This is a genomic window from Alloalcanivorax dieselolei B5, assembly GCF_000300005.1.
Classification (GTDB): domain Bacteria; phylum Pseudomonadota; class Gammaproteobacteria; order Pseudomonadales; family Alcanivoracaceae; genus Alloalcanivorax; species Alloalcanivorax dieselolei.
Genome location: NC_018691.1, coordinates 93,377 through 117,976, shown reverse-complemented (window position 1 = coordinate 117,976; position 24,600 = coordinate 93,377). Strand labels below are relative to the sequence as shown.

The window sequence follows — 24,600 nt, the reverse complement described above, 5'->3', positions numbered from 1 at the left end:
GGCACCCCTGTCAGCTAGGTTAAATGGGCTTGTCGGGGCGCACCGTAACGCTGGCTTGCAGAGTATCGTCGGTCTGAGTGTGCGCTCAGCCGATGGATTCCTTATCGGCGTTTGAAGGTGCGGGGTGGGGCCATATCTCCCACAGTCTGTACCCTAGGGTCAGAAGCTTGCTTGGTCCCTCCACCCCGACAAGTCTTTTCTTTCTAAGACTTGCCGGGAAACCATACAAGCTTGCCCTGCAAGCGAATTTTTTGGGGCCCCGGGAGCCCGATTCGCTTGCAGCGGCCCGCCGCCCGGACCAAGCTCCTACAGAGGGTTGGCAGCCAGGGGGTTATTCAGCCAGCAGCCCCACCAGACTGGTCTTGAGCAATGCCAGCGCCGGCAGTACCCGCTCCTCCGGTCCCATCTCGATGCGCCTGAGGGCAATGCCGCGCAGGGCGTCCATCATGTAGGTGCGCACACCGACCAGAGTGTCGGTGTCCAGTGACACGTCGGCGAACAGGCGCACCCATTCCCGGTGGCGCGTTTCCGCCAGCTCCCGCATTTCCTGGCACAGCTGGGCATGGAGCGCGCCGTTGAAACGCTCATACAGGCGGATCTCCATGGCCGCCACATAATCATCGCTGCCCAGCACCGACCAGTAATGGTCCACCACCCAGGCCACCCGCTCGGCCAGAGGCCGGGCCGCCAGTTCCGCCACCGGGAACCCCCAGTCCAGGCGCAATGCCAGGCGGCTGCGAACCGCCACGAACAGATCGTCGCGGGAAGCAAAATGGTATTGCAGCGCGCCCCGGGAGACGCCCGCGCGGCGTGCCACCAGCGGGGTGCTCAGGGCGGCATAACCTTCCGTGCGGATCAACTCCAGGGCAGCGGTCACCAGCTTCTCCCGGGTATCCAGACTGCGTGCCTGCCGGGGCGCGCGCCGGGCACCGGGGACTACCGCGTCCGTCGCCGGAGAGTGCTCTACGTCTTCGGTCATGGTTCTGGTCCATTGCGTTCGCCGGATGCCAGCCATCTTGACCGGCAAAAAAAATCATGGTTGATTGTTTATCCCGTTTTGTCGAGCCCCAAGCGCCCTTATTTCGCGCCACGGTCCCGGACCCGACGGGCGATGCCCCCCGGATATTCCCGGATGGCGGCCGTCGGAACAATAAGGAGTACAAATGAATTTCCCCCTGCCGCCGGGCGACCCCCGGCATGGAGTCCGTCATGACTGAAGCCGCCGTTATCGTCGACGCCCTGCGTACCCCCATGGGCCGGGGCAAGCCCGATGGCGGGCTGGCCGGCCTGCACCCGGTGGACCTGCTCGCCGCCCTGCTGAAAGAGACCGTCCAGCGCCACGATATCGACCCCGGCCTGGTGGACGACGTCATGATCGGTTGCGTCAGCCAGTCCGGCGAACAGTCCGCCACCCCCGGACGCATGGCGTTGCTCGCCGCCGGTTTTCCCGAACACGTGCCCAGCACCACCATCGACCGCAAATGCGGCTCCAGCCAGCAGGCGGTGCATTTCGCCGCCCAGTCGATCATGGCCGGCGCCAATCAGTTGGTGATCGCTGGCGGCGTGGAGTCCATGAGCCGGGTCCCCATGGGTAGCGCGCGCATGGGCCAGGATCCGTTCGGACAGGGCGTTCAGCAACGCTATGCTCCGGGGCTGGTGTCCCAGGGAGTGGCCGCCGAACTGGTGACCAGCCGCTATCAACTGGATCGCGAGACGCTGGATCAGTACGCCGCCCAATCCCATCAGCGGGCTGCAGCTCATCGGGAAGCCGGCGCTTTCCGCGATGAAATCGTACCGGTGACCCTGCCGGACGGCAGCGTCCTGTCCGAGGACGAAACCATCCGCCCCGCCACCACCGCGGAACGGCTGAGCGAATTACGCCCATCATTCCAGGACGACGCTCTGAAACAGCGGTTCCCGGAAATCAACTGGAGCATCACCGCCGGCAACGCTTCCCAGATCACCGACGGCGCCTCCACTCTGCTGATCATGAGCGAGACCCTGGCCAATAAGCTGGGGCTCAAGCCTCTGGCCCGTTTCGTCAGCTTCGATGTCTGCGGCGACAGCCCGTTGACCATGCTGACGGCGCCGATTCCGTCCAGCAAACGGGCACTGCAAAAAGCCGGCATGAACGTGGATCAGATCGATCACTTCGAGGTGAACGAAGCGTTCGCGCCAGTACCGCTGGCCTGGCGGAAAGAGCTGGGCGCGGACCCGCAGCGCCTGAACCCGCGCGGCGGCGCCATCGCACTCGGCCATCCGCTCGGTGCTTCCGGGGCCCGGCTGATGACCACCCTGGTGCACGCCCTGGGTCAGAACGGCCAGCGTTACGGCTTGCAGACCATGTGCGAGGCCGGCGGCATGGCCAACACCACCATCATCGAGCGCCTGTGAGGTTCCATGGACGATAGTCGCAGCCTGCTGCTCGATACCGCCGGGCGGCTCTTCGCCGAACTGCGGGAAACGCCGGACGACACTGACGCGGCCTGGCGACGGGTGGCGGGACTCGGCCTGCCACTGGCGCTGGTGGATGAGGCCCATGGCGGCTTCGACCTGCCGGTGGCGGACGCGCTGGCGGTGGTTCGCCTGGCCGGTCAGTACGCGCTGGCGGCACCGCTGGGCGAAGCTCTGCTCGCCAACCGGTTGCTTGCCGAAGCCGGCGCCGACATCGCGGAAGGGCGGCCCACCCTTGCCGTGACGGACCCGCATAACCCACTGGAGTTGAACCGGGATGGGGACCACTGGTGGGTCCATGGCCGGCTGCCGGCCGCGCCCTGGGTGGAAAACGCCGAAGTGGTGGTAACGATTGCCCGGCACGACCGGCAAAACCGGCTGCTGGTCCTCGCCCCCGACAGTCTGGCGGCAACCCCCGGAACCAATCTGGCCGATCAGCCGCGCACCGATCTGACCCTGGACCTCGCCCTGGACGACCACCAGGTGCGCGAGCTGCCCAAGACGCTTGGCCCGCAATGGCTGTTCGAGAGCGGCGCGCTGCTGCGCTGCCAGGAAATCGCCGGAGCCCTGGCCACGGTGCTCGATATGACCGTTCAATATGCCGGCGAGCGAGTGCAATTCGGCAAGCCCATCGCCCGGCAACAGGCGATCCAGCAGCAACTGGCGGTACTGGCCACCCAGGCCGCGATAGCCGCCGGGGCCGCCGATATGGCGGTGGACGCGTTCCACGATCCGCGCCGCCATGCGCTGATTGCCGCCGCCAAAGCCCGTTGCGGCGAAGCCGCCGGCCAGGCGCTGGCCATCGCCCACCAGGTCCATGGCGCCATCGGCATGACCCGCGAATACCGGCTCAACCTGTACAGCCGGCGGCTGTGGAGCTGGCGCGACGAATTCGGCAGCGAACGCTACTGGCAGGCCCGGTTGGGCGAGCAGGTTCTGGCGCGCGGCGCCGATGGTCTTTGGCCCTTCATCACCGAACTGGGCAGCAGCACCGAAGGAGCGCGCCAATGATCGATTTGTCCTTCCCGACGCCTCCGGAATCGCAACAGGCGGAGAGCTTCCGCGAACAGGTACGCGACTTCCTCGCCACCGAACTGGCCGGCCGCACGCCGCTTCAACGGGTCGAATCCTGGATGGGGTTCGATGCCGGCTTCAGCCGCCGGCTAGGAGAACAAGGCTGGATCGGCCTGACCTGGCCGAAGCAGTACGGCGGCAGTGAACGCAGCGCTCTGGAACGCTACGTGCTGCTGGAGGAACTATTAGCCGCCGGCGCGCCAGTGGCGGCGCATTGGATCGCGGACCGGCAAAGCGGCCCGCTGCTGTTGCGCTATGGCACTGAAGCCCAGAAGCAGGCGATCCTGCCACGCATCACCCGCGGTGAATGCTTTTTCTGTATCGGCATGAGCGAGCCGGATTCCGGTTCCGACCTGGCCGCCGCCCGCACCTACGCCGAGCCGGTGGACGATGGCTTCATCGTCAACGGCACCAAGCTGTGGACCACCTACGGCCACAAGGCCCATTACATGGTGCTGTTCTGCCGCACCAGCCGTGACCATGAGGACCGCCATGGCGGCACCAGCCAGTTGCTGATCGATCTGACTCTGCCGGGGATCACCATCCGGCCGATCCACGATCTGTCCGGCGCCCATCATTTCAATGAGGTGGTGTTCGAAAACGTCCAGGTTCCCCGCGACGCCCTGATCGGCGAGATGGGCGACGGCTGGAACCAGGTGCTCAGCGAGCTGGCGTTCGAGCGCAGCGGTCCGGACCGGTTTCTCTCCACTCTGTGGGTGCTGATCGAGTTGATCCGCGCCCTGCAAGGCCGCGATGACGATCAGTCCCGCATCGCCGTTGGCCGCCTCGCCGCCCATTTGATGAGCCTGCGTCGACTGTCACGCAGTGTGGCCGGCATGTTGCAACGGGGCGAGAATCCAACGTTGCAGGCGGCCATCGTCAAGGATCTGGGGGCCCTGCTGGAACAGGACATTCCGGACATTGCCCGGCAACTGGTGGACACCGGCCGCGCCGACGCCGCTCACCGGGACTTTTTCCAAGTGCTCCACTACGCTGTGCAACAAGTACCCGCATTTTCACTACGAGGCGGCACCCGGGAAATTCTGCGCGGCATCATCGCCCGTGGCCTGGGTTTGCGTTAATAAGCCGCGTTAATAACAAGGAATCTTCATGAGCGAACTGGTTACCTATCAACTCGACGACGGTATCGTCACCCTGACCCTGAACAGCCCGGAAAACCGCAACCCGATCTCCGACGCCGACATGATCGAAGCGCTGCTGGATGCCCTGGATCGCTTGGAGGCGGACCCGCAAGCCCGGGTGGCGATCCTCACCGGCGCCGGCAGTGCCTTCTCCAGCGGCGGCAACGTGAAAAAGATGGGTGCCGCTGGCGGTCTCAACGACGCCACGGCCCCGGTGAAAACCCGGCGCAACTACAAAACCGGCATTCAGCGCATTCCGCTGGCGTTCGAAAAACTGGAAGTCCCGGTGATCGCCGCCGTCAACGGCCCGGCGGTGGGCGCCGGCTGCGATCTGGCCTGCATGTGCGATATCCGCATCGCCGGCGAACGCGCCTGGTTCGCCGAGAGTTTCGTCAAGTTGGGCATCATTCCCGGAGACGGTGGCGCCTGGTTGCTTCAGCGGGTGGTCGGGTTCTCCAAAGCGGCGGAAATGGCACTCACCGGCGACCGCGTCGGCGCCGAGGAGGCGCTCGCCTGTGGTCTGGTGTCCCGGGTGGTGCCCGACGACAAGTTGCTGGACGAAGCCCGTGCCCTGGCCGCGCGTATCGCCGCCAACCCGCCGCAGGCGGTGCGCATGACCAAACGCCTGCTGTGGACCGCGCGCTCCTCGCGTCTGGATACGGTGCTGGAAATGTCCGCCGCCATGCAGGCGCTGGCCCACACCACCGATGACCACGACGAAGCCGTGGCCGCCTTCATTGAAAAGCGGGACCCGACCTTCAGCGGCCAGTGAGTTCATCTCTCAAAAGTGGACGGAGCCTGCGACATCCTGTTCAGGCTCCAGAGGATCCAGCCCCTTCGCCTTGCCGCCGCCAGGTATCACGGGCGGCCCGAAAAGCGGCTTCCACCCGTTGCTTCACCCCTTCATGCGCCACCACCGGCGGCGGATAGTCGCCGCTCAACAGCGGCTGCTTCCAGGGCTCATGAACACTGTCGTTATCGAGCTCCGCCAGCTCCGGCACGTAACGGGCAATAAAATGTCCTTGCGGATCGAACCGCCGGCTTTGCCGTACCGGGCTGAAGACCCGGAAATAAGGCGCCGCATCGGTTCCGGTGGAAGCACTCCATTGCCAGCCGCCATTGTTGGCGGCAACATCCCCGTCGATCAGATGTTGCATGAAAAACCGCTCGCCCTTGCGCCAATCGATAAACAGATGCTTGGTCAGAAACATGGCGGTCAACATGCGCAACCGGTTATGCATCCATCCCGTGCTTAGCAACTGCCGCATGGCCGCGTCCACCAGCGGATAACCGGTGCGCCCCTGGCACCAGGCGTTAAATAGCGTTTCGTTGTCGTTCCACTGCAACAAGCGGGTTTCCGGGCGAAACGGCGCGCCCTTGGCCAACATCGGGAACCGGTGCAGAATTTGCCGATAAAAATCCCGCCAGGCCAGTTCGCCGATCCAGCAAGCCGCGCCCTCCCGCACGCCAGCATCGCGCATCGCCAGCCGGGCGACCCACCAGGCCTGGGCCGGCGCCAGCGTGCCGGCGGACAACGCCGCCGATAACCCACTGGTTCCGGCTTCGCAGGGGATATCACGCCGGTTCTTGTAGTGTGCCAGATCCCGCGCCACGAACCGTTCCAGTTGCCGGGCCGCGGCGGCTTCTCCTGGCTGCCAGAGTTCCGTCAACCGCGGCGACACCGACAGTTCCGCCAGCGCCTTTCGCACCGTGGCTCGACCAACGAAATCACCTTGCCCGCCCGGCCATCGCGGCGTCTCCGGCAGTGGCGGACCTTTCTCCTCCATCCACGCATCCCAACGCCGCTTATACGCCGTGAAGACGGTGTAAGGGGTGCCCTTGCCGGTATTCAGCGCTCGCGGCGGCACCAACACGCCATCATCGAAACCGCGAATGCGCACGCCGGTGTTTTCCAGTGAACGCGCCACTGCCCGATCCCGATTCAGCTCGTTGACGGGGTATTCACGATTGCAGAACACCTCGGTGACACCCCGGTCGGCGACAAAGCGTTGCACTACCTCCACCGCGCCGGCGAAATCGCCGCCATCGATCACATGCAAGTCGACGCCCCGAGCCGCGAGCTCCTCGCCCAACTCCCGCAGACTCTCCAGTACATACCAGCGACGCAGCGGCGCGACATCGTGAGCGTCCCACTGCCCGGGGCACAGCACATACAAAGCAAGCACCGGACCGGCGCCGGCCAGCGCTTGCCGTAGCGGCGTATGCCCATGACAGCGCAGATCGTTACGGAACCAGACCAGACGCATGGCCATTCCCCCGCTCGTGTTCGGCAGACTCGCCATGGCCTGGAGCGGCTCCCAATGTCAGGCCAAGTGTTTACGCAAATAGATACGCCGGTAGGTGCCCTGCTCCAGGCGCCGTTCGTACTCCTGATAGCCGTGGTCGAGATAGAACACCAGGTTCTCCACCATGGCCTCGCTGATGTAAATGTACAGCGCATCATGCCCGGCTTCGCGGGCCAGCTGTTCGGCCTGGGCCAGCAGGCGACGCCCCAGGCCCTGTTTCTGAAAGTCCGGATCCACCGCCATGTTCTTGGTGAGCAGCCCGAAATCCGTTTCCTCCAGTTCCACCACGCCCTGGATGCCGAGGCCGTCATCGGCCACCCATACCGTGTTACGCCGCAGAACCTGGTTGTAGTCGTCGGTCATCGGTACCGGGGGACGTCCCATGCGGGGAACAAAATGTTGATAAGCGCGCAGCACACAACGGGATATGGCCGCCGCATCCTGCCGACGGGCCGGGCGTAAAACAACGGGACGGTGCCTGTCCATGACGACCATAACGCTCGAGCGGTTTCCTCAATGATATTGGGCCCGGATTCGGTAACCGGCGACCGGAGGGTCGGATCCTGGATATCGAATACCGCACTGTAAAAAGATTGGCATTGATTGAGAAGAGCCTGTACCACAATACGAGAAAAGCAGGCCGCCGTGCCAGCTGACATGGAATCACAGCGCTGATCCGCCCTGCCCGACGAAAGCCGGGTAGAGGCAGAGACAGGAAGTGACACCGGGGCACGGGATCATACTGGGGCGGCTCCTGTGCCAAAGCCATCCCCGGCGGCGTCGACAATAGCACCATCGCCATTACTCGCCATAGTAATGTTGTATCCCTGCAAACCGCGATGAACAAAAAAACCCCGGGTACCGCAGTCGATACGGCCCGGGGTCCTGAAGAGAGCCAGGAAATGAGCCCGGCAAGGCCGGGCTCCGTGTCATCAGCAGGGATTCAAGCGATGTTGTTCACGCGGCGCGCATTGCGGAACAACTGATCCATTTCCCCTTCGTAGTAAGCCTCAACGCGGGGATTCATGACCTTTTTCCACAGCGGCGGGAACAACGCCAGCACATACATGGCGGCGTAACCACCGGGCAATTGCGGACTTTCCTCGTAGTGGCGCAGGACCTGATAGCGCCGCTTGGCATAGGCATGGTGATCACTGTGACGCTGCAATTGGAACAGGGCCAGGTTGGTGAGGAGGTAATTGGAGTTCCAGCTATGCGCCGGGGTTACCCGCTCATAGCGGCCATTTTCCTGAACCCGACGATGCAGGCCGTAGTGCTCGATGTAGTTGATGACCTCCAGCGTCAAGGCGGCAACGAAGCTCTGTGCCAGGAAAAACAGCACACCCTGCCAGCCGAAAGCGATACCGAAAGCCACCGCGAACAAAGCGGAAATGCTGTACCACCAGATCAGCTCATTATGGATGCTGAAGTTCTTTTTGCCCTTACGCTCCAGATATTGCTTTTCCAGCTTCCAGGCATTGAGGAAGTTATGCTTGATGGCGCGCGGCAGAAAGCTGTACAGCCCCTGATTGTACTGGGATGAGGAGGCATCCTGCGGGGTTGAAACATGAACGTGATGGCCGCGCACGTGCTCCACCTTGAAGCCGGCGTAGGTCACCGAGGACAGCAGCAGCCCCCCCATCCAGTTCTCCAGCTTGGGATCCTTGTGGACGAACTCATGGCCCAGATTAATGGCGATGATGCCGCCCACGGTACCGATGGAAACAATCCACCCCAGCTTGCCGAACCAACCGTAGTCGTTGCTGATGAACACATGGCCGGCGTAGAACAGCACGCCCAGCCAGACAAAGCCCATCAGAAACAGGAAGAACGTGTAGATGCGCTCCTCGCTCAGGGAAGGCACCTGGACCTTCTCATCCGGGTTGGAGGGGTCCTTGCCGATAAGGTAGTCGAGCAACGGCACCATGCCGAACACGACGAAATAGATGAACCAGGCCCAATAGTCCTGGGTGCCGGCCTCACGTCCCACATAGACGCTGAACGGCAGCAGCGGCAGTACCGCGGCCCAGAACAGGAGATAGCCCCACTTTTTTATTTTCAACATGGTGTCGGACGACATTTTGGCGAACATGAGCGGCCTCGCTAGTGACAGTAACAGTCCTCGATGGCAACGTTAGCATGATTAATTCAATTGTCAAACAATTCAATTAGTGACACATCAGCTCATAATCGGGATAATCGCTCTCATCAAAAGGAGCCCTTTATGACCTTGAGAGCCGTGAGCCTCAGCGAGCAGATCGCCGATCATCTGGCCGAGCAGATTGTCCGCGGCGAGCGCAAACCGGGAGAGAAGCTGCCGGAGGCGGAGTTGGCCAAACAGCTTGAAGTGAGCACCAACTCACTCCGAGAGGCCTTCAGGCTCTTGGAGAAGCAGCATTTGATCGAATTGCAGCCACGCCGTGGTGCGCGGGTTTGCGAGGTCAGCGAAAGCGAGGTCCGCGACCTCTACGACTTCCTGTTTCTGCTGCTTTCCCGTCTGGCGGCCATGGCGGCCAGCAACTGGCGACCGGGCCAGATCGAGGATCTCGCCACCATGCTGCCGGACTTTCAGCGCTGCTATGACCAGGGGGACGTACAGGGTGGCCACCAGCTGGCCTTCCGTTTCGTCGAGATCGCCACCGACCGTTTCGCGGACAATCGCTACCTGGCGGCCGATATCACCGACCTTATGCCCTTGTTGAAGCGGTTCTCCTTCATCGCCCTGCAGGAAGAAACCACCGAGTTCGATGTGTCCCTGCGCATCTTCCAGCGGCTGCTGGAAAACGTGCTGGCGCGGGATCCCGAAAAGGCCGCGGCGGACATTCGCGAGTATGGCGAGAACCAATGCCGGATCGTGCTGCGGGCCGTGGCCAAACGGGAAAGCTAAGGCCCATCGCGGCCCTCCGCTCACGAGCCGCGATGGGCTGATGGGCTTCCCTCATCCCTTCCACACAAAAGCCACATAAGAGTCTCATTCAGGCCGTCCATGCTCTCCCCGACCTAACCTGCGAGGGGAACCGACATGATCATTCGCCTGCTTGCCACGCGGCCCGATGCCGCGCCCCGAACCGCCTTGCCCTGGGCTTTGTTGTGCCTGGCCGCGCTGCTGTTGTCCGCCACCGCCCACGCCGTGCCCCGGGGTACTCCGGCGGAACCGGGCAGCGGCGTGTTCCTGATGTTCGATGACGATGGCCAGGAGGTACCGGCAACCCTGCTCTCCACTGATGTGGACATCCATATCAGCGGACCGGTGGCCCAGGTCACCCTGGTGCAGTCGTTCCAAAACGAAGGCGCGCTCTTCAGCGAAGGACGTTATGTGTTTCCGCTGCCGGAGCAGGCGGCGGTCACCGGTATGACCCTGACGGTGGGCGAACGCCGTATCGTCGGCGAGATCCAGCCGAAACAGGAAGCCAAACGCCGCTACCAGCAGGCCAAGAGGGACGGCCATCGCGCCGGGCTGGTGGAGCAACGTCACAGCAACCTGTTCACCACTTCCGTGGCCAATATCGCCCCCGGCGAGCGCGTCGAAGTCACCTTGCACTACAGCCAGACCGTGGATGTACAGGGCAATGACTTCCGGCTGAGGGTGCCGATGACGCTGACGCCGCGTTACCAGCCCGAAGGCGACGAGAACCTTTCCGGCCCCTTCCATTCCCCGGATAGCAGCGCCGCCCCCAATATGGCCCGTCTGCGGGTGGAGCTGGATGCCGGCCAATCGATCCTGCCGCCGGACAGCGGCAGTCACGATCTGGACGTGGACGGCGCCCGTGGCCTCTATCGGATCCATCCCAGCGACGGCCTGGTGCCCATGGATCGGGATTTCCTGCTGCACTGGCGCATCGCCAACGCCGAACAAAGTCGCGGCAGCCTGTTCGTGGAGAATGTGAATGGCGAACACTACGCGCTGGTGATGCTGACCCCGCCCTCGCACCCCGCCGCCACCCGCGCCCTGCCCCGGGAAACCTTGTTCATCATTGATACCTCCGGCTCCATGAGCGGCGCCTCCATCCGGCAGGCCCGCGCCAGTCTGCTGGAAGCGCTGGCGCATCTGCGCCCTGGCGACCGCTTCAATGTGATCGAGTTCAACAGCGTCCATCACGCCCTGTTCGCGGCACCCATGCCCGCCGACGAGGCGCACTTGCAACAGGCACGCCGTTTCGTCACCGGCCTGAAAGCCAGCGGCGGCACCGAGATGCTGCCCGCCTTGCACACCGCGCTGACCATGCCCGCCGATGCCGAATACCTGCGCCAGGTGATGTTCATCACCGATGGCGCGGTGACCAATGAGGACGGCATTTTCAACCTGATTCATCGGCGCCTGGGTTCGGCCCGCCTGTTTACCGTCGGCATCGGTTCCAGCCCCAACAGTCATTTCATGCGCAAGGCGGCGCAGTTCGGCCGCGGCACCTTCACCTACATCGGCAACTTGCAGGAAGTGTCGAAAGCCATGAATGACCTGTTCGTGAAGCTGGAAAACCCGGTGATCCGCGATGTGCGGCTGACCCTGCCGCCGGGTGTGGAAGCGGAAGTCTGGCCACGCCGTATTCCTGATCTGTACGCCAGTGAGCCGCTGCTGCTGACATTGAAGCTGAATCGTGTTCCCGAGTACCTGACCTTGACCGGTCTCACTCCTGCCCCATGGGAACAGACCCTGCAACTGCCCGAAGGGCGGCAACATCCCGGCATCGCCCGCCTTTGGGCCCGTAACAAGATCGAGGCGCTGAACGACCGGCTGGCGCTGGGCGAAGCGGAACAAGTGATCCGTCCACTGCTCACCGACGTGGCACTGGAGCATTCGTTGATGAGCCGCTACACCAGCTTCGTGGCGATCGAGCGTACCCCTTCCCGTCCGCTGGACGAGCCGTTGATCCGGGAGAACATCGCCAACACCCTTCCCGATGGTCTGGCGTGGCCCGCCACCGCCACCGGCGTGGACCGGCTCTGGCGACAGGCCGTGGTACTTGCCCTCACCGGCCTGCTGTTAATTCTGGTGTTCCGCCGGAGACGCCACCGTGGCCAGGAGTGAGCGTCTGCTGCTGGGGGTGGTCCTGGGCTTGCTGATACTGGTGGCCGGCAAGGCGACCTGGATCGAAGCCAAGGCCTGGGTGGCCCAGGCGCTGATCGCCCGGGCCTGGGAAAGGACTCTGGCCGAAGGCGGTCATCATCCTCCCTGGCCGTGGGCGGACACCTGGCCAGTGGCACGGCTGACCGACAACCGCGGCAAGGATCTGTATGTCCTGGAAAGCGCCAGCGGTCAGGCGCTGGCGTTCGGCCCCGGCCGGATGGCGACCGCCGGCGGCGGCTGGGTGGTGGCCGGACACCGGGACACGCACTTCCGCTTTCTGCAGGGGCTGGAAAAGGAAGACCGGTTGAGCCTGCAGAAGGCGGACGGGCGCTGGGCCCGTTACCGGGTGACGGCCACCGAAGTGGCCGACACCCGCCGGGACACCCTGCAACCACCGGCGGACCCGCAAACGCTGGCGCTGGTGACCTGCTATCCCTTTGACGCCAGCGCAGCGGGAGGGCCGCTGCGCTATGTGGTCAGTATGGAAACGGTGGCCAGCGCGGAGGCGCTTAGCGGCCGAGGATATCCCGGGCGATGATTTCCTTCATGATCTCGCTGGTACCGCCGTAGATACGCTGAATGCGGGCGTCCACGTAGTCCCGGGAAATCGGATACTCCTTCATGTAACCGTAACCGCCGAACAGCTGCAGGCACTGGTCCGCCACCTTGCCCTGCAGTTCCGTGGTCATCAGCTTGGCGATGGAGGCGTTGGTGGTGCTCAGTTCACCACGGCCGTACTGCTCGATGCACTGGCTGGTAAAGGCTTTGTTGACCTCGACCATGGCATGCAGGTTGGCAAGCACGAAACGGGTATTCTGGAATTTGGCCACCGACTGCCCGAACGCCTGGCGCTCCTGAACGTACTCGATGGTCCGCTCCAGCATGCCCTCGCAAGCGGCCACCGCGCTCAGCGCCAGGATCAGGCGCTCACGGGGCAGTTCGTTCATCAGGTTAAAGAAGCCCTTGCCCTCTCCGCCCAGAATCTGGTCCGCGCCAACGCGGACGTCCTGGAAAAACAACTCCGAGGTATCCGCCGCGTGATGGCCCATCTTTTCCAGATTACGGCCACGGGAAAAACCCGCGGTGGTGGCGTCCACGGTAAACAGGGTCACGCCCTTGGCACCGGCATTGGCGTCGGTTTTGGTGGCCAGAACGATAACGTCGCTGTGCTGGCCATTGGTGATAAAAGTCTTCTGACCATTGATCACATAGTGGTCGCCGTCTTTCTCCGCGCGGGTTTTCATGCCTTGCAGATCGGAACCGGCGCCGGGCTCGGTCATGCCAATGGAGCCCACCGCTTCCCCGGTCACCATCTTCGGCAACCAGGCCTGTTTCTGCTCCTCCGTGCCCAGGTGCAGGATATAAGGGGCAACAATGTCGGAGTGCACGGACAGGTTGGACGCCAGAGCGCCGAACCCCAAACGGGAGGCTTCCTCCACGATCACCGCGGAAAGCCGAAAATCGGCGCCAAAGCCACCGTAGGCCTCCGGTACGTCCACACACAGAAACCCGTTCTCACCTAACTGGTTCCACAATTCGCGGGGAAACTTCTCCTCTTTCTCCCACTGATCATAGTGCGGCGCGACTTCCTTCTCGAGAAACTTGCGGACGTTATCGCGGAACAACTCAATTTCGTTTTGGTCAAGCATGACTCACCTGTTTTGTAACCTGGCCATCTGAAAACGGGGCCCTCCCGGCCCTCGTCACGGGTACCCGAACCACCCGGATACCGCAAAGGACATACCGGTTTGCCGGAAAGCGCCCTATTCTATGGCGTGATCCTTCAGGATAACACTTGACGTAGCGTCAACCTGAAGCCTCGGCGGCAACCGCCGACGCGACATTTTTTACCTATCCTCCGTCTTCCCGGCGCGGCCCCGCCTCGTCCATTCCGCCGATTGTAACCAGGCATGGCTGGACAGCGCCGTCACCGCCATGGATCATCTGCCGTTTCCCGAATCGGCAGAACGGAGCGTTCATGGCCAAACTGTTTCTGGTACGTCACGGCCAAGCGGCCTTCGGCGAAGACAATTACGATCAGCTTTCCGAGCTCGGGCACCAACAGGCACGCTGGCTTGGCGAGTATTTCCGTGAACGGGGCGTCACTTTCAAACGGGCCCTGGCTGGCGAGTTGATGCGACAACAGGACACCGCCAAAAGCCTGCTCGCCGCCACCGACAATCCACCTACCCTGGATATCCATCCCGGCCTGGACGAGTACGATGGTCACGCGCTTTATGCCAGCCATACCGGCAGCGCCGATGTGGCCGGCCACCAAAAACGGGACGCCGTGGATTACTGGCGGACGTTCCGTGGTGCCTATCAGGGCTGGGTGGACGGCACCCTTGTCGGAGAACACGAGAGCTGGGCCGATTTCGGTGGTCGTATCCAGCAGGCATTGAACGGACTGTGCACCGGTTTATCCCGGGAAGACAATGTTCTCGCGGTCAGTTCTGGCGGCGTCATCGGCACTACCATCGCCGGTCTTTTACAGACCGCGCCGCGTTCCGCCATCGAATTGAACTTCCAGTTCCGCAACAGCGCGTTCTGCGAAATCATCGTCGGCCGTTCCGAATGGCGCCTTTCCACGTTCAACGCCCTGCCCCACCTTGACCGCCCGGATCGGCGTGACGCCATTACTTTTGTTTGACGGCTCAGGCCCGCCCGGCAAATCGTCGTAACAGACGATAACCGGTTATTGCTTTGTCGATAGGGTAAGGACGGCCAGACCCGCTTTTTTTGGCGGGTTATTAACCCTTCCGGGAGGTCGTCCATGCGCCTTTTTCTTGTCGTTCTACGTCCGGTCTTAATGGTGGTTCTGCTCGCCAGCATGGCCGGTGCCCACGCCACTACCTTGCGTTATGCCACCGGTTATCCACCGGGATCCCTGCCCGCCAAGGCGGCGGAAAATTACGCCAAAGCGGTGGAAAAATATTCCGATGGCGATCTGAAGTTACGCGTCTTCGCGCTGTCTCTTCTCAATGCTTCGGAAACTTCCGATGGTGTCCGTGATGGCATCGCCGACGGCGGCTATTTGCTGACAGTGTATTTCCCCGCCATGTATCCGCATACCAATCTGGCGAACGAATCTTCCATGCAGCTGTTGTTGTTCGATGAGAAAGAACTCAATGGCAAAGGCGCCCTGGCCTATGAAGGCGCCATGACGGAATTCACTTTCTTCAACTGTTCTGAATGTCTTGAAGAATATGAAAAGCAAAAACAGGTCTATACCGCCAACGCTGCCAGTTCCAGCTATGGTTTGCTGTGCAACAAGCCGGTTACCAATCAGGAACAACTCAAGGGCAAACGCCTCCGGGTAGCCGGTTCTCACTGGTCCCGCTGGTCCGAGCATTTCGGCGCCACCTCCATGTCACTGACCATCAACGATACGCTCGAAGCGCTGCATCAAGGCGTGATTGACTGCACCATCGCATCAGCACCGGAGCTGATCAATCTGGGACTGATCGAAGCGGTCAGCGATATCACCATGAGCGTGCCCGGCGGCGTCTATGCCGGTGCCAATGCCGGAAGTTTCAATATTGATGTCTGGCGCAAACTGAACGAAAAACAACGCCAGGCCATTCTGCGCGCCGGCGCCCGCTACACCGCTGAAATCCCCTGGAGCTACCTGCAACTTGAGAAGGAAGCGCTGAGTAAAACCGAGGAAAAAGGCGCCGAACTGCATCAGGCATCACCGGAGCTTATGGAAGCCAGCCGCGAGTTCATTAAGCAGGATCTCAACACCATCATCGACTACTACGCCAAAAATCACGGTGTCGAACGTGGTGAGGAAATGCTCGATAGATTCCACGACCTTCTCAAGAAATGGGTTGGCCTGGTACAGGAGGTGGACAGCCTCGACGAATTGGAAACGCTGTACTGGGACGAGATTTTTTCCAAAGTGGACGTATCCAGCTACGGAATGAAGTAAACCGATAACACAGAGAAAGGTGACTGATTATGGTAATAACAAAAAGTGTCACCCGTGCTTTTCTTGTGGCAATGCTCCTGGTCGGTTTCGGCCAGGCCAGCGCCTCGGAAACATTGAGATTAGCACTGGGCTACCCGCCGGGCTCAAAAGCCGACGAGGTCATGCAGAAGTATGCCGAGACGGTAAAACAATATACCGACGGCAGCCTGTCGGTGAAGGTGTATCCGATGTCATTGTTGAGCGCCGCGGAAATTTCCGACGGTGTGCGTGACGGCATCGCCGATATCGGTGTCATGTACACGGTGTACTTCCCGGCCATGTACCCTCACACCAATCTGGTCAACGAATCCGCCATGCAGCTTCTGTTGCTGGATCCGGAAACCCTGAACGGCAAGGAGGCTCTGGCTTTCGAAGGGGCCATGTCGGAATTCACCCTGTTCCACTGCCCCGAATGCCTGACGGAGTACGAGAAACAGAATCAGGTCTATACCGCCAACGCCACCAGTATCAGCTATGGTCTGCTGTGTACCACCCCGGTGACCAATAAGGCACAGCTCAAAGGCAAGCGAATCCGGGTCGCCGGCTCTCACTGGTCCCGCTGGGCTCAGCATTTCGGTGCGTCCTCGGTTTCCCTTACCATCAACGAAACCCTGGAGGGGCTCAGCCAGGGCGTGATCGACTGTAGCATCACCTCCCCTGTGGAGCTGATCAATCTCGGTCTCGGGGAAGTCGTCACCGACATGACCCTGGCCATTCCTGGTGGCCTGTATGCCGGCGCCAGTGCCGCTGGCTTCAATCGGAACGTCTGGCAGGGGCTCACCGAGGAGCAACGCCGTGCAATACTCCGTGCCGGTGCTTCCACCACCGCCCTGTCACCCTGGGCCTCGCTGGAGCAAAAAGAGGAAGCCATGGCCCTGGCCGACAAAGAAGGGATCAAACAGCACGACCCGGACCCCGAGCTGATGGCGGCCACCCGTGAGTTCGTCAAAGCGGATATGAATACCATCGTCGACTACTACGCCAAGAATCATGGCGTCAAACGCGGCAAGGAAATGCTCGATTCCTTCCATGACATTCTGGTTCGCTGGGTCGATCTGGTGCAGGATGTGGACAGTGCCGAAGAGCTGGAAAAACTGTACTGGGACGAAATTTTTTCCAAGGTGGATGTGGCCAGCTATGGCATGAAGTAAATCCACGGGGAGCACTTCGGGAATATAAAAAGGCCGGCACCAGCACCGGCCTTTTTTTGTTAAAAAAACAAACTACTGTTCCGGATTTACGCTCACTGACGCTTTCAGTGAATTGGCCACGAAACAATTTCGGTGCGCGCTCTCATGAAGCCCCCTCAGCGTCGCCTCATCCACTTCCTCACCTTCGAAAACCACTTTTGGATGCAGCACCACCTCGGTAATGGACATCCGGCCTTCCTCATTTTTATCCACCACCCCCTGGGGTCGGTCCACGTAACTGAGCACCCTTAGTTTTTTCTTGGCGGCGATGGAAAGAAAAGTAAGCATGTGGCAACTGGACGTGGCGGCGATCACGGCTTCGTCCGGGTTCACCCGGCTATGGCAACCGTAGTAGTCCGGCGATGCCGATGCCTGAACCACCTCGCCACCGGCGAACGTCCATTCGTGATCGCGAGGAAAAGTTTCATACTGAAAATCCGCGCCCGGCGGCAAATGCCAGGCAACACTGGCGGTGTACTCGGTCATGGTGATTTCTCCCTCTGGCCCTATGGACAAGCTCCAGTTTAACCATGCCCCCGGTGGCGGTTTCTGGCAAGTGATCGAGGTCAATACCAACCACGGAAACGTTATCTCATGGTCTCATCCTGCAACCCTTCGGCCACCGCCCGTGCTACCCGGCGACTGTAGAGCAGGGCGCAATGGCCGAGGTAGGGCACATGCACGGTGCGCTCGGCGCCGTCCAGCAAGGCGCTGGAGGCCGGCAGGATAAAGTTGTCCATGGTGGAGTAAATCACCTGGTAGCGAGCCCCGCCGGGGCAGACTCCGCCTTCTTCCAGTTCCTTGACGAAAGGGCTGTCATAGCGCATCTGGGCGGCGGCGCCACGGGGTGCGAACAGTGCCGAGATGCGCGAGCCGCGATGGGGACTGCCCAGGGTGATGACCCGATCCACCTTACCGGCCAACCCCAGATTCTTGAGCGCATAGCGGACCAGAGGACCGCCCATGGAATGGCATACCAGATCGGCTTTCTCCGCCCCGGTCAGGGCCAGGATGCGGTCTACGTGATCCGCCACCTGTTGAGCCAGTTTGCGCGCGTTGATGTGGGGTGGGGTATAACTCACCGAATACACGTTGGCCCAGCCACGACGCCGCAACCACCATTGCAGCCACAGAAAATTGGTGCTGTTACCACCGTACCCGTGGACCAGAATAATCGGCTTTTGCCCTTGTTGGCGGGAGCGCTGCGGCGAGGCATCCTGAACCAGGCGCAGCGGGTAGCTAAGCACCAATACCGTCAGGCTGACCGCCTCCCGCGCCACCGCCAGCAAAGCGGGCAGGGGACGCAACGGCGCGTCCCGGTCCGCCGGTGTGGGGGAGGGAAAGGCGCGCCGGTCGTAGTACCAAAGCAGATAGAACACCAGGGTCAGGGCGCCGGGGATAAGCATCAACGCCAGCAGCAAACAGAAAATCCAGGACATACGGGCTTCTCCTTTCGTTACCGGCACCCCCGGCACCGGATTCCTTCCGGCAAACTACGCGCCCCCGGCGCCCGGCTCAACGCGGCACTGGCACCAGCGTACCGCCGACGGTCATTGACATGACCGCGGCGGGGATGTCATGGCAAACTGGCTGACCTTTTCGGGAAGAGCACGAACGAGAACAATATGAGCGACACCGTCATAATCAACGAAGTGGGCCTGCGTGATGGCCTGCAGAATCAGCCCGTCACCGTGGATACCGACACCAAGGCGCGTCTGGCCCGCCTGCTGGTGGACGCCGGTGTCCGCTATCTTGAGCCGGTCAGCTTCGTCAGCCCGAAAGCGATCCCGCAGATGGCCGACGCCGCCGCGCTGACGCCCCGGCTGCCGGCCGACGAGGGGCTGCACTACACCGCCCTGGTGCCCAACCTTAAGGGCTACCAATTAGCCCGGGATGCCGGTTACCGCACCGTGGCACTGGTACTGTCCACCACCGACACCTTCAACCAGCGCAATCTGAACATGAGCCTGGAGCAGGCCGCCGCCAGCTGCGAGAGCATCATCGCCGCCGCCCGTAAAGACGCTGTGGCCACCCGGACCTACATTTCCGGTGCTTTCGCTTGCCCTTACGATGGCCCGGTTCCGGTCAGCCTGCCGCAACAGCTGACCGAGCGCATGTTCGCCGCCGGCAGCGATGAAGTCGCCATCGCCGACACCATCGGCGCCGGCAACCCAAAACAAATGAAGGACATCATGACGCCGCTGATCCGCGAATACGGCGCCGAGAAGTTCTTTGTCCATCTGCACGACACCCGCGGGCTGGCGGCGGCCATGGCCTGGGAAGCCGCGGACCTGGGCGTGCGCCGCTTCGACGCCTCGGTGGGCGGCCTCGGCGGCTGCCCGTTCGCACCCGGCGCCACCGGCAACATGGCCACCGAGGACCTGGTTTACCTGCTGGAGAGTTGCGGGCTGAAAACCGGCGTCGACATCCAGGGCTTGCGTGACGTGGTGGCACTGGCGGCGGAGGCGACCCAGCGGCCGCTGGGCGGGCGGATCCTGGAATGGATGGCCTCCCAGGAGAAGCGGGGCAAAACCCCCTGTCTTTGGTGAGCTTCCGGAACGATGAGGCCAATATCCGCAATTTTCATTGAAAATGCGGCCATTGGCCTCGAAAAGAGCCGAAACTCACTAATGAAGCTGAAACAGAATCTTCAGCAGCTGCACCCCCAACAACACGATCAGCGGGCTTAAATCCAGACCTCCCATATCCGGCAGCAAGCGGCGGGTCGGCGCCATGATCGGCTCGGTGATCTGTACGATCACCCGCACCATCGGATTGTACGGATCCGGCGCGATCCAGCTCAGGATCACCCGGATCAGCACCATCCAGAACACGTAGTTGAGGATCAGCGACGCCAGTTCACGCAGGGTGTAGAGCAATAGCTCGGGACCCAGGCCAGCGGGCAGGGAGCCGTAATGAATGGCGCTAAGCACCAGCACCTTGGCGATGATCAGGATCACCACCAACACCAGCGAGGCGATGTCCAGACCGCGCCAACCCGGGATGATCCGACGCAGCGGCGCCAGCAGGGGGTTGGTGGCGCGCAGTACGAACTGGGAAATCGGGTTGTAGAAGTCGGCCCGGGCCAGTTGCAGTACAAAACGGGTCAGAACGATGAAGATGTAAATGCTGAACGCCACATTGATCAGGAAGATCGCGGCACCCTGGGGGTTCATAGGCTCTCCGGCGGTGTCATTTGGCGAAAGAGTATTGGGGCAAATCGGCGTGAATTCAAACCGGATCGGTGGGGGACGTGATTGGAAAGAGCCGGCCCCTGGGATCGAGGGGGTGTCGCCGTTGCAGGAAACGCCCATGAGGGCAGTTGACAGTTGATAGTGGACAGTTGAGAGCGGAAAAATAAAAACAGCTGATCTTTAGCCGCTGTGGGAAGCTTGCTTGCAAGCGAATATTGCAAACGCCTGAGTGGACCCTTCGCTTGCAAGCAAGCTTCCCACAGCCATCCATGGCGCGGCGCCGTGCCGGTCGGAGAGCCCGGCCTGGCCATCCGTGGCCAGTCGTAAACCCAGCTGCGAAGCAGGCTTCGGTCTCGGTTTACCCAGCCAGCTCTTCGGAGCGTTCGCGGGCGGCGGCGACGGCGGCCTGGACATGCTCGCGGAAGCCGGCTTCCTCGAAGACTTCCAGGGCGGCGGCGGTGGTGCCGCCGGGGCTGGTGACGCGCTGACGCAGCACATCCGGGCCCGCCTCGCTGGTGATCGCCAGTTGCGCGGCGCCCCAGGCGGTCTGCAGCACCAACTGGCGGGCGGTGGCGGCGTCCAGGCCCTGGGCCTTGGCGGCGTCAATCAGCGCTTCCATCAGCAGGAAGAAATAGGCCGGGCCGGAGCCGGAAACGGCGGTCACCGCATCCAGCGACTGCTCGTTATCGAACCAGAACGTCAGACCCACCGCCCCCAATACCTGGGCGGCCAGGGCTTTCTGGCTGTCATCCACGCCTTCGGCGGCGTACAGACCGGTGGCGCCGGCCTGCACCAGCGCCGGCGTATTCGGCATGCAGCGCACGATGGGCACCTCCTCGCCGAGCCAGTCACGCAGGTTGGCCACCGTGACACCGGCGGCGATGGAAATCACCAGCGGCCGCCGTTCCGCCACCACGGAACGCAAATCAGCGCATACCGATGCCATCATCTGCGGCTTCACCGACAGCACCAGGGCATCCACCCGCTGGGCCACTTCCAGGTTATCCGTGGCCACGTGGACGCGGTGCTGCTGGGACACTTCGTCGAGGCGATCCCGGGAGGGGTCGCTCATCCAAATACGGGCGGGGCGAATGCCCTTGGCGATCATGCCTCCGGCCAGGCTGGTGGCCATGTTGCCGGCGCCGATGAATCCGATTAGCTGTTGTGCCATGCGTTCCTTCCCATGTTCAGGTCCCGCCGTGGTCATACCGCGGGATTACTCGCCTTGGGCGGGCGCGGACCGAACAGGGCGGTGCCCAGGCGCACGATGGTGGCGCCCTCATCGATCGCCACCGGATAGTCCGCGCTCATGCCCATGGAAAGCGTATCAAGGGCCGGCATTGTATTGCGCAATTGTGACAGTGTCATGGCGAGTCGACGAAAGGCGTCCCGGCCGCCATCGGCGGCGTCCGCCCGGGGAATCGCCATCAGCCCGCGCAAACGCAGGCGCGGCCATTGCTGGAAGCGGGCGGCGAGGGCAGGGACGTCCGCCAGCGCCACACCGCTTTTGCTGTCTTCCGCATCCACATTCACCTGAATGCAAACATTCAGTGGTGCCAGCCCTTCGGGGCGCTGAGCGTTCAGGCGCTCGGCGATTCTGGCCCGGTCCACGGAGTGCACCCAGTGGAAATGGGCGGCGATGTCACGGGTCTTGTTGGACTGGATCGGGCCGATGAAATGCCAGGTCAGGTCCCGGTCCGCCAGTTCCCGGATCTTGTCCAGCGCTTCCTGCAGATAGTTCTCGCCAAAGTGGTACTGGCCCTGATCCGCCAACGCGGCCACGTCCCCGGCCGATCGCGTCTTGCTGACCGCCAGCAGGGTCACCCGCGCGGGATCCCTTCCGGACCGGTGACAGGCGTCGTCAATTCGTGCGCGAATCGAGGTATATGGTGTTTCACTGTGCTTCATGATTGAACGGTGGGCATCCAGGGGTTAGTTTATGGCTGATACTTTTTACTGAGTGTTTCGGTCATCGGGTTTTCGGGGGTCGGCCGGAACGAATCACACAACACTATATAAGCAACCCATGGATATCACCGAATTGCTCGCCTTCAGCGCCAAAAACGGCGCTTCGGATCTGCACCTGTCCGCCGGCCTGCCGCCGATGATTCGCGTGGACGGCGACGTGCGCCGCATCAATCTGCCGCCCATGGAGCACAAGGAAGTGCACTCCCTGATCTACGAGATCATGAACGACAAGCAGCGCAAGGACTACGAGGAGTTCCTGGAAACCGACTTCTCCTTCGATGTGCCCAGCGTGGCGCGTTTCCGGGTCAACGCCTTCAATCAGAATCGGGGCGCCGGCGCCGTATTCCGGACCATTCCCTCCAAGGTGCTGAGCATGGAGGAACTGGGCATGGGCAAGGTGTTCCAGAACATCGCCTCGCTGCCGCGCGGCATCGTGCTGGTTACCGGCCCCACCGGCTCCGGTAAGTCCACCACGCTGGCGGCGATGATGGATTACATCAATAACACCCGCTACGAACACATCCTCACCATTGAGGACCCGATTGAATTCGTCCATGAATCGAAGAAATGTCTGGTCAACCAGCGGGAAGTGCACCGGGACACCCATGGTTTCGCCGAAGCCCTGCGCTCGGCGCTGCGGGAGGATCCGGACATCATCCTGGTGGGGGAGATGCGGGACCTGGAGACCATTCGTCTGGCGCTGACCGCCGCCGAAACCGGTCACCTGGTGTTCGGCACCCTGCACACCACCAGCGCCGCCAAGACCATCGACCGGGTGGTGGACGTGTTCCCCGCCGAGGAGAAGGCCATGGTCCGTTCCATGCTCTCCGAGTCGCTGCAGGCGGTGGTGTCGCAAACGCTGATGAAGAAAAACGGCGGCGGCCGGGTGGCCGCCCACGAAATCATGATCGGCACCCCGGCGATTCGAAACCTGATTCGCGAGGACAAGGTGGCGCAGATGTATTCGGCGATCCAGACCGGCGCCTCGGTGGGCATGCAGACCCTGGATCAATGCCTGCAAGGACTGGTGCAGCGGGGGCTGGTATCCCGCGAAGTGGCCCGGGAAAAAGCCAAGTCCCCGGACTCAATCTGAACGCAGCGGTGAGCGCCCATGGAATTCGAAGACCTGCTCAAACTGATGGTGCAAAAAGGCGGCTCGGACCTGTTCATCACCGCCGGTGTCCCGCCAAGTATGAAAGTCCACGGCAAGGTGGTGCCGGTTACCCGTAACGCCCTGACCCCGGACATGACCCGGGACCTGGTGTTCGGTGTGATGTCGGAAAAACAGCGCAAGGAGTTCGTCGACCAGCACGAATGCAACTTCGCGCTGTCCTCGCGGGGCATCGGCCGCTTCCGCGTTTCCGCCTTCTATCAGCGGAACCTGGTGGGCATGGTGTTGCGGCGCATCGAGACCAAAATTCCCGATGTGGACGAGCTGCGGCTGCCGCCGATCATCAAGGACCTGGCGATGACCAAGCGCGGCCTGGTGATTTTCGTCGGCGCCACCGGCACCGGGAAATCCACATCGCTGGCGTCGATGATCGGCCACCGTAATCGCAATTCCAAAGGCCACATCATCTCTATTGAGGATCCGATCGAATTCATCCACCAGCACCAGGGCTGCATTGTTACACAACGGGAAGTGGGTCTGGATACGGACAGTTTCGAGATCGCTCTCAAGAACACCCTGCGACAGGCGCCGGATGTGATTCTGATCGGTGAGATCCGCAGCCGCGAGGTGATGGATTACGCCATCGCTTTCGCCGAAACCGGCCATCTGTGCCTGGCCACCCTGCATGCCAACAACGCCAACCAGGCGCTGGACCGGATCATTCACTTTTTCCCGGCCGACCGTCACCGGCAGTTATGGATGGACCTCTCCCTGAACCTGCGCGGCATCATCGCCCAACAACTGATCCCGACTCCGGACGGCAAGGGCCGCCGCGCCGCCATCGAAGTGCTGCTGAACACGCCACTGGTGGCGGACCATATCCGTAAAGGCGAAGTGCATTTGCTCAAGGCGCTGATGGGCAAATCCCGGGAGCAGGGCATGCAGACTTTCGATCAGGCCCTCTATGATCTTTATGACGCCGGTGAAATCACTTACGAGGACGCGATTGCCCACGCCGACTCCCCCAACGATCTGCGTCTGATGATCAAGCTCGCCAACGAAACCGACGCCTCCAGCCTGGACCACGCCACCCGTGGCCTGAGCATCGAGGACTCGGACTGATTTT

23 protein-coding genes are annotated in these 24,600 nt (G+C 62.0%); 13 read left to right on the top strand and 10 right to left on the bottom strand.

All coding sequences use genetic code 11. The features are described from left to right. Positions 1-331: 331 nt before the first annotated feature. Positions 332-979, bottom strand: coding sequence for a TetR/AcrR family transcriptional regulator (locus B5T_RS22120; protein ID WP_014992480.1), 648 nt, complete (start codon positions 977-979; stop codon positions 332-334). Between the two features lie 230 nt (positions 980-1,209). Here B5T_RS22120 and B5T_RS00545 point away from each other — a divergent pair, with 230 nt between their 5' ends. The 4 genes from B5T_RS00545 to B5T_RS00530 are packed head-to-tail and all read left to right on the top strand — an operon-like array spanning position 1,210 to position 5,442. Then, the gene (locus B5T_RS00545; RefSeq protein WP_014992479.1) at positions 1,210-2,394 is read left to right on the top strand and encodes a thiolase family protein; all 1,185 of its coding nucleotides are present in this window, start codon (positions 1,210-1,212) and stop codon (positions 2,392-2,394) included. Positions 2,395-2,400: 6 nt separating this feature from the next. Next, a complete protein-coding gene (locus tag B5T_RS00540; protein ID WP_014992478.1) occupies positions 2,401-3,465 on the top strand; it encodes an acyl-CoA dehydrogenase family protein in 1,065 nt (354 codons plus the stop codon). Continuing rightward, positions 3,462-4,610 (top strand): acyl-CoA dehydrogenase family protein, encoded by a 1,149-nt coding sequence (locus B5T_RS00535; RefSeq protein WP_014992477.1) that lies wholly within the window; start codon positions 3,462-3,464, stop codon positions 4,608-4,610. The genes B5T_RS00540 and B5T_RS00535 overlap by 4 nt, the downstream gene beginning before the upstream one ends. Positions 4,611-4,638: 28 nt before the next feature. Beyond that, on the top strand, positions 4,639-5,442 hold the full coding sequence (locus tag B5T_RS00530; RefSeq protein ID WP_014992476.1) for a crotonase/enoyl-CoA hydratase family protein: 804 nt from the start codon (positions 4,639-4,641) through the stop codon (positions 5,440-5,442). A 40-nt stretch (positions 5,443-5,482) separates the two neighbouring features. Here B5T_RS00530 and B5T_RS00525 read toward each other — a convergent pair whose 3' ends face one another. The 3 genes from B5T_RS00525 to B5T_RS00515 all read right to left on the bottom strand — a co-directional run bounded on the left by B5T_RS00525 (position 5,483) and on the right by B5T_RS00515 (position 9,068). Further along, entirely contained in the window at positions 5,483-6,943 is a 1,461-nt protein-coding gene (locus B5T_RS00525; protein ID WP_014992475.1) for a cryptochrome/photolyase family protein, read from the bottom strand. Positions 6,944-6,994: 51 nt separating this feature from the next. Further along, positions 6,995-7,360, bottom strand: a complete 366-nt coding sequence (locus tag B5T_RS00520; RefSeq protein WP_167321192.1) for a GNAT family N-acetyltransferase — start codon at positions 7,358-7,360, stop codon at positions 6,995-6,997. Positions 7,361-7,919: 559 nt separating this feature from the next. Then, positions 7,920-9,068, bottom strand: a complete 1,149-nt coding sequence (locus B5T_RS00515) for an alkane 1-monooxygenase (protein ID WP_014992473.1) — start codon at positions 9,066-9,068, stop codon at positions 7,920-7,922. Positions 9,069-9,200: 132 nt separating this feature from the next. Here B5T_RS00515 and B5T_RS00510 point away from each other — a divergent pair, with 132 nt between their 5' ends. The 3 genes from B5T_RS00510 (at position 9,201) to B5T_RS00500 (ending at position 12,579) form a co-directional block, all read left to right on the top strand. Next, the gene (locus B5T_RS00510) at positions 9,201-9,863 is read left to right on the top strand and encodes a GntR family transcriptional regulator (RefSeq protein WP_014992472.1); all 663 of its coding nucleotides are present in this window, start codon (positions 9,201-9,203) and stop codon (positions 9,861-9,863) included. A gap of 135 nt (positions 9,864-9,998) precedes the next feature. Further along, entirely contained in the window at positions 9,999-12,002 is a 2,004-nt protein-coding gene (locus B5T_RS00505) for a VIT domain-containing protein (RefSeq protein ID WP_014992471.1), read from the top strand. Then, entirely contained in the window at positions 11,989-12,579 is a 591-nt protein-coding gene (locus B5T_RS00500; protein WP_014992470.1) for a class GN sortase, read from the top strand. The genes B5T_RS00505 and B5T_RS00500 overlap by 14 nt, the downstream gene beginning before the upstream one ends. Here B5T_RS00500 and B5T_RS00495 read toward each other — a convergent pair. Further along, on the bottom strand, positions 12,551-13,690 hold the full coding sequence (locus B5T_RS00495) for an acyl-CoA dehydrogenase family protein (protein ID WP_014992469.1): 1,140 nt from the start codon (positions 13,688-13,690) through the stop codon (positions 12,551-12,553). The genes B5T_RS00500 and B5T_RS00495 overlap by 29 nt on opposite strands. Positions 13,691-14,019: 329 nt before the next feature. On the opposite strand from B5T_RS00495, the gene B5T_RS00490 reads away from it, so the two are divergent. The 3 genes from B5T_RS00490 to B5T_RS00480 all read left to right on the top strand — a co-directional run bounded on the left by B5T_RS00490 (position 14,020) and on the right by B5T_RS00480 (position 17,162). Further along, on the top strand, positions 14,020-14,691 hold the full coding sequence (locus tag B5T_RS00490) for a histidine phosphatase family protein (protein WP_014992468.1): 672 nt from the start codon (positions 14,020-14,022) through the stop codon (positions 14,689-14,691). A 123-nt stretch (positions 14,692-14,814) separates the two neighbouring features. Continuing rightward, positions 14,815-15,972 carry a C4-dicarboxylate TRAP transporter substrate-binding protein gene (locus B5T_RS00485; protein WP_051015424.1) on the top strand — a complete coding sequence of 386 codons (1,158 nt, stop codon included), beginning with the start codon at positions 14,815-14,817 and terminating at the stop codon, positions 15,970-15,972. 29 nt (positions 15,973-16,001) lie between these two features. Then, positions 16,002-17,162 carry a C4-dicarboxylate TRAP transporter substrate-binding protein gene (locus B5T_RS00480; protein ID WP_014992466.1) on the top strand — a complete coding sequence of 387 codons (1,161 nt, stop codon included), beginning with the start codon at positions 16,002-16,004 and terminating at the stop codon, positions 17,160-17,162. 72 nt (positions 17,163-17,234) lie between these two features. On the opposite strand, the gene B5T_RS00475 is transcribed toward B5T_RS00480, so the two are convergent. Together B5T_RS00475 and B5T_RS00470 are read right to left on the bottom strand one after the other, a co-directional pair. Beyond that, positions 17,235-17,687 (bottom strand): OsmC family protein, encoded by a 453-nt coding sequence (locus tag B5T_RS00475; RefSeq protein WP_014992465.1) that lies wholly within the window; start codon positions 17,685-17,687, stop codon positions 17,235-17,237. A 101-nt stretch (positions 17,688-17,788) separates the two neighbouring features. Then, positions 17,789-18,640 carry an esterase/lipase family protein gene (locus B5T_RS00470; RefSeq protein ID WP_041716610.1) on the bottom strand — a complete coding sequence of 284 codons (852 nt, stop codon included), beginning with the start codon at positions 18,638-18,640 and terminating at the stop codon, positions 17,789-17,791. Between the two features lie 186 nt (positions 18,641-18,826). Between B5T_RS00470 and B5T_RS00465 the strand changes: the two genes are divergently transcribed. After that, a complete protein-coding gene (locus B5T_RS00465; protein WP_014992463.1) occupies positions 18,827-19,750 on the top strand; it encodes a hydroxymethylglutaryl-CoA lyase in 924 nt (307 codons plus the stop codon). Positions 19,751-19,828: 78 nt separating this feature from the next. On the opposite strand, the gene B5T_RS00460 is transcribed toward B5T_RS00465, so the two are convergent. The 3 genes from B5T_RS00460 to B5T_RS00450 all read right to left on the bottom strand — a co-directional run bounded on the left by B5T_RS00460 (position 19,829) and on the right by B5T_RS00450 (position 22,303). Beyond that, complete coding sequence (locus B5T_RS00460) at positions 19,829-20,377, bottom strand: YggT family protein (RefSeq protein WP_014992462.1); 549 nt, start codon at positions 20,375-20,377, stop codon at positions 19,829-19,831. A gap of 376 nt (positions 20,378-20,753) precedes the next feature. Continuing rightward, positions 20,754-21,566, bottom strand: coding sequence for a pyrroline-5-carboxylate reductase (gene proC, locus B5T_RS00455; protein WP_014992461.1), 813 nt, complete (start codon positions 21,564-21,566; stop codon positions 20,754-20,756). 32 nt (positions 21,567-21,598) lie between these two features. After that, a complete protein-coding gene (locus tag B5T_RS00450) occupies positions 21,599-22,303 on the bottom strand; it encodes a YggS family pyridoxal phosphate-dependent enzyme (protein ID WP_041716608.1) in 705 nt (234 codons plus the stop codon). A gap of 118 nt (positions 22,304-22,421) precedes the next feature. Between B5T_RS00450 and B5T_RS00445 the strand changes: the two genes are divergently transcribed. Further along, on the top strand, positions 22,422-23,456 hold the full coding sequence (locus B5T_RS00445) for a type IV pilus twitching motility protein PilT (protein ID WP_014992459.1): 1,035 nt from the start codon (positions 22,422-22,424) through the stop codon (positions 23,454-23,456). A gap of 18 nt (positions 23,457-23,474) precedes the next feature. Continuing rightward, on the top strand, positions 23,475-24,596 hold the full coding sequence (locus tag B5T_RS00440) for a PilT/PilU family type 4a pilus ATPase (protein ID WP_014992458.1): 1,122 nt from the start codon (positions 23,475-23,477) through the stop codon (positions 24,594-24,596). The last annotated feature ends 4 nt before the right edge of the window (positions 24,597-24,600 follow it).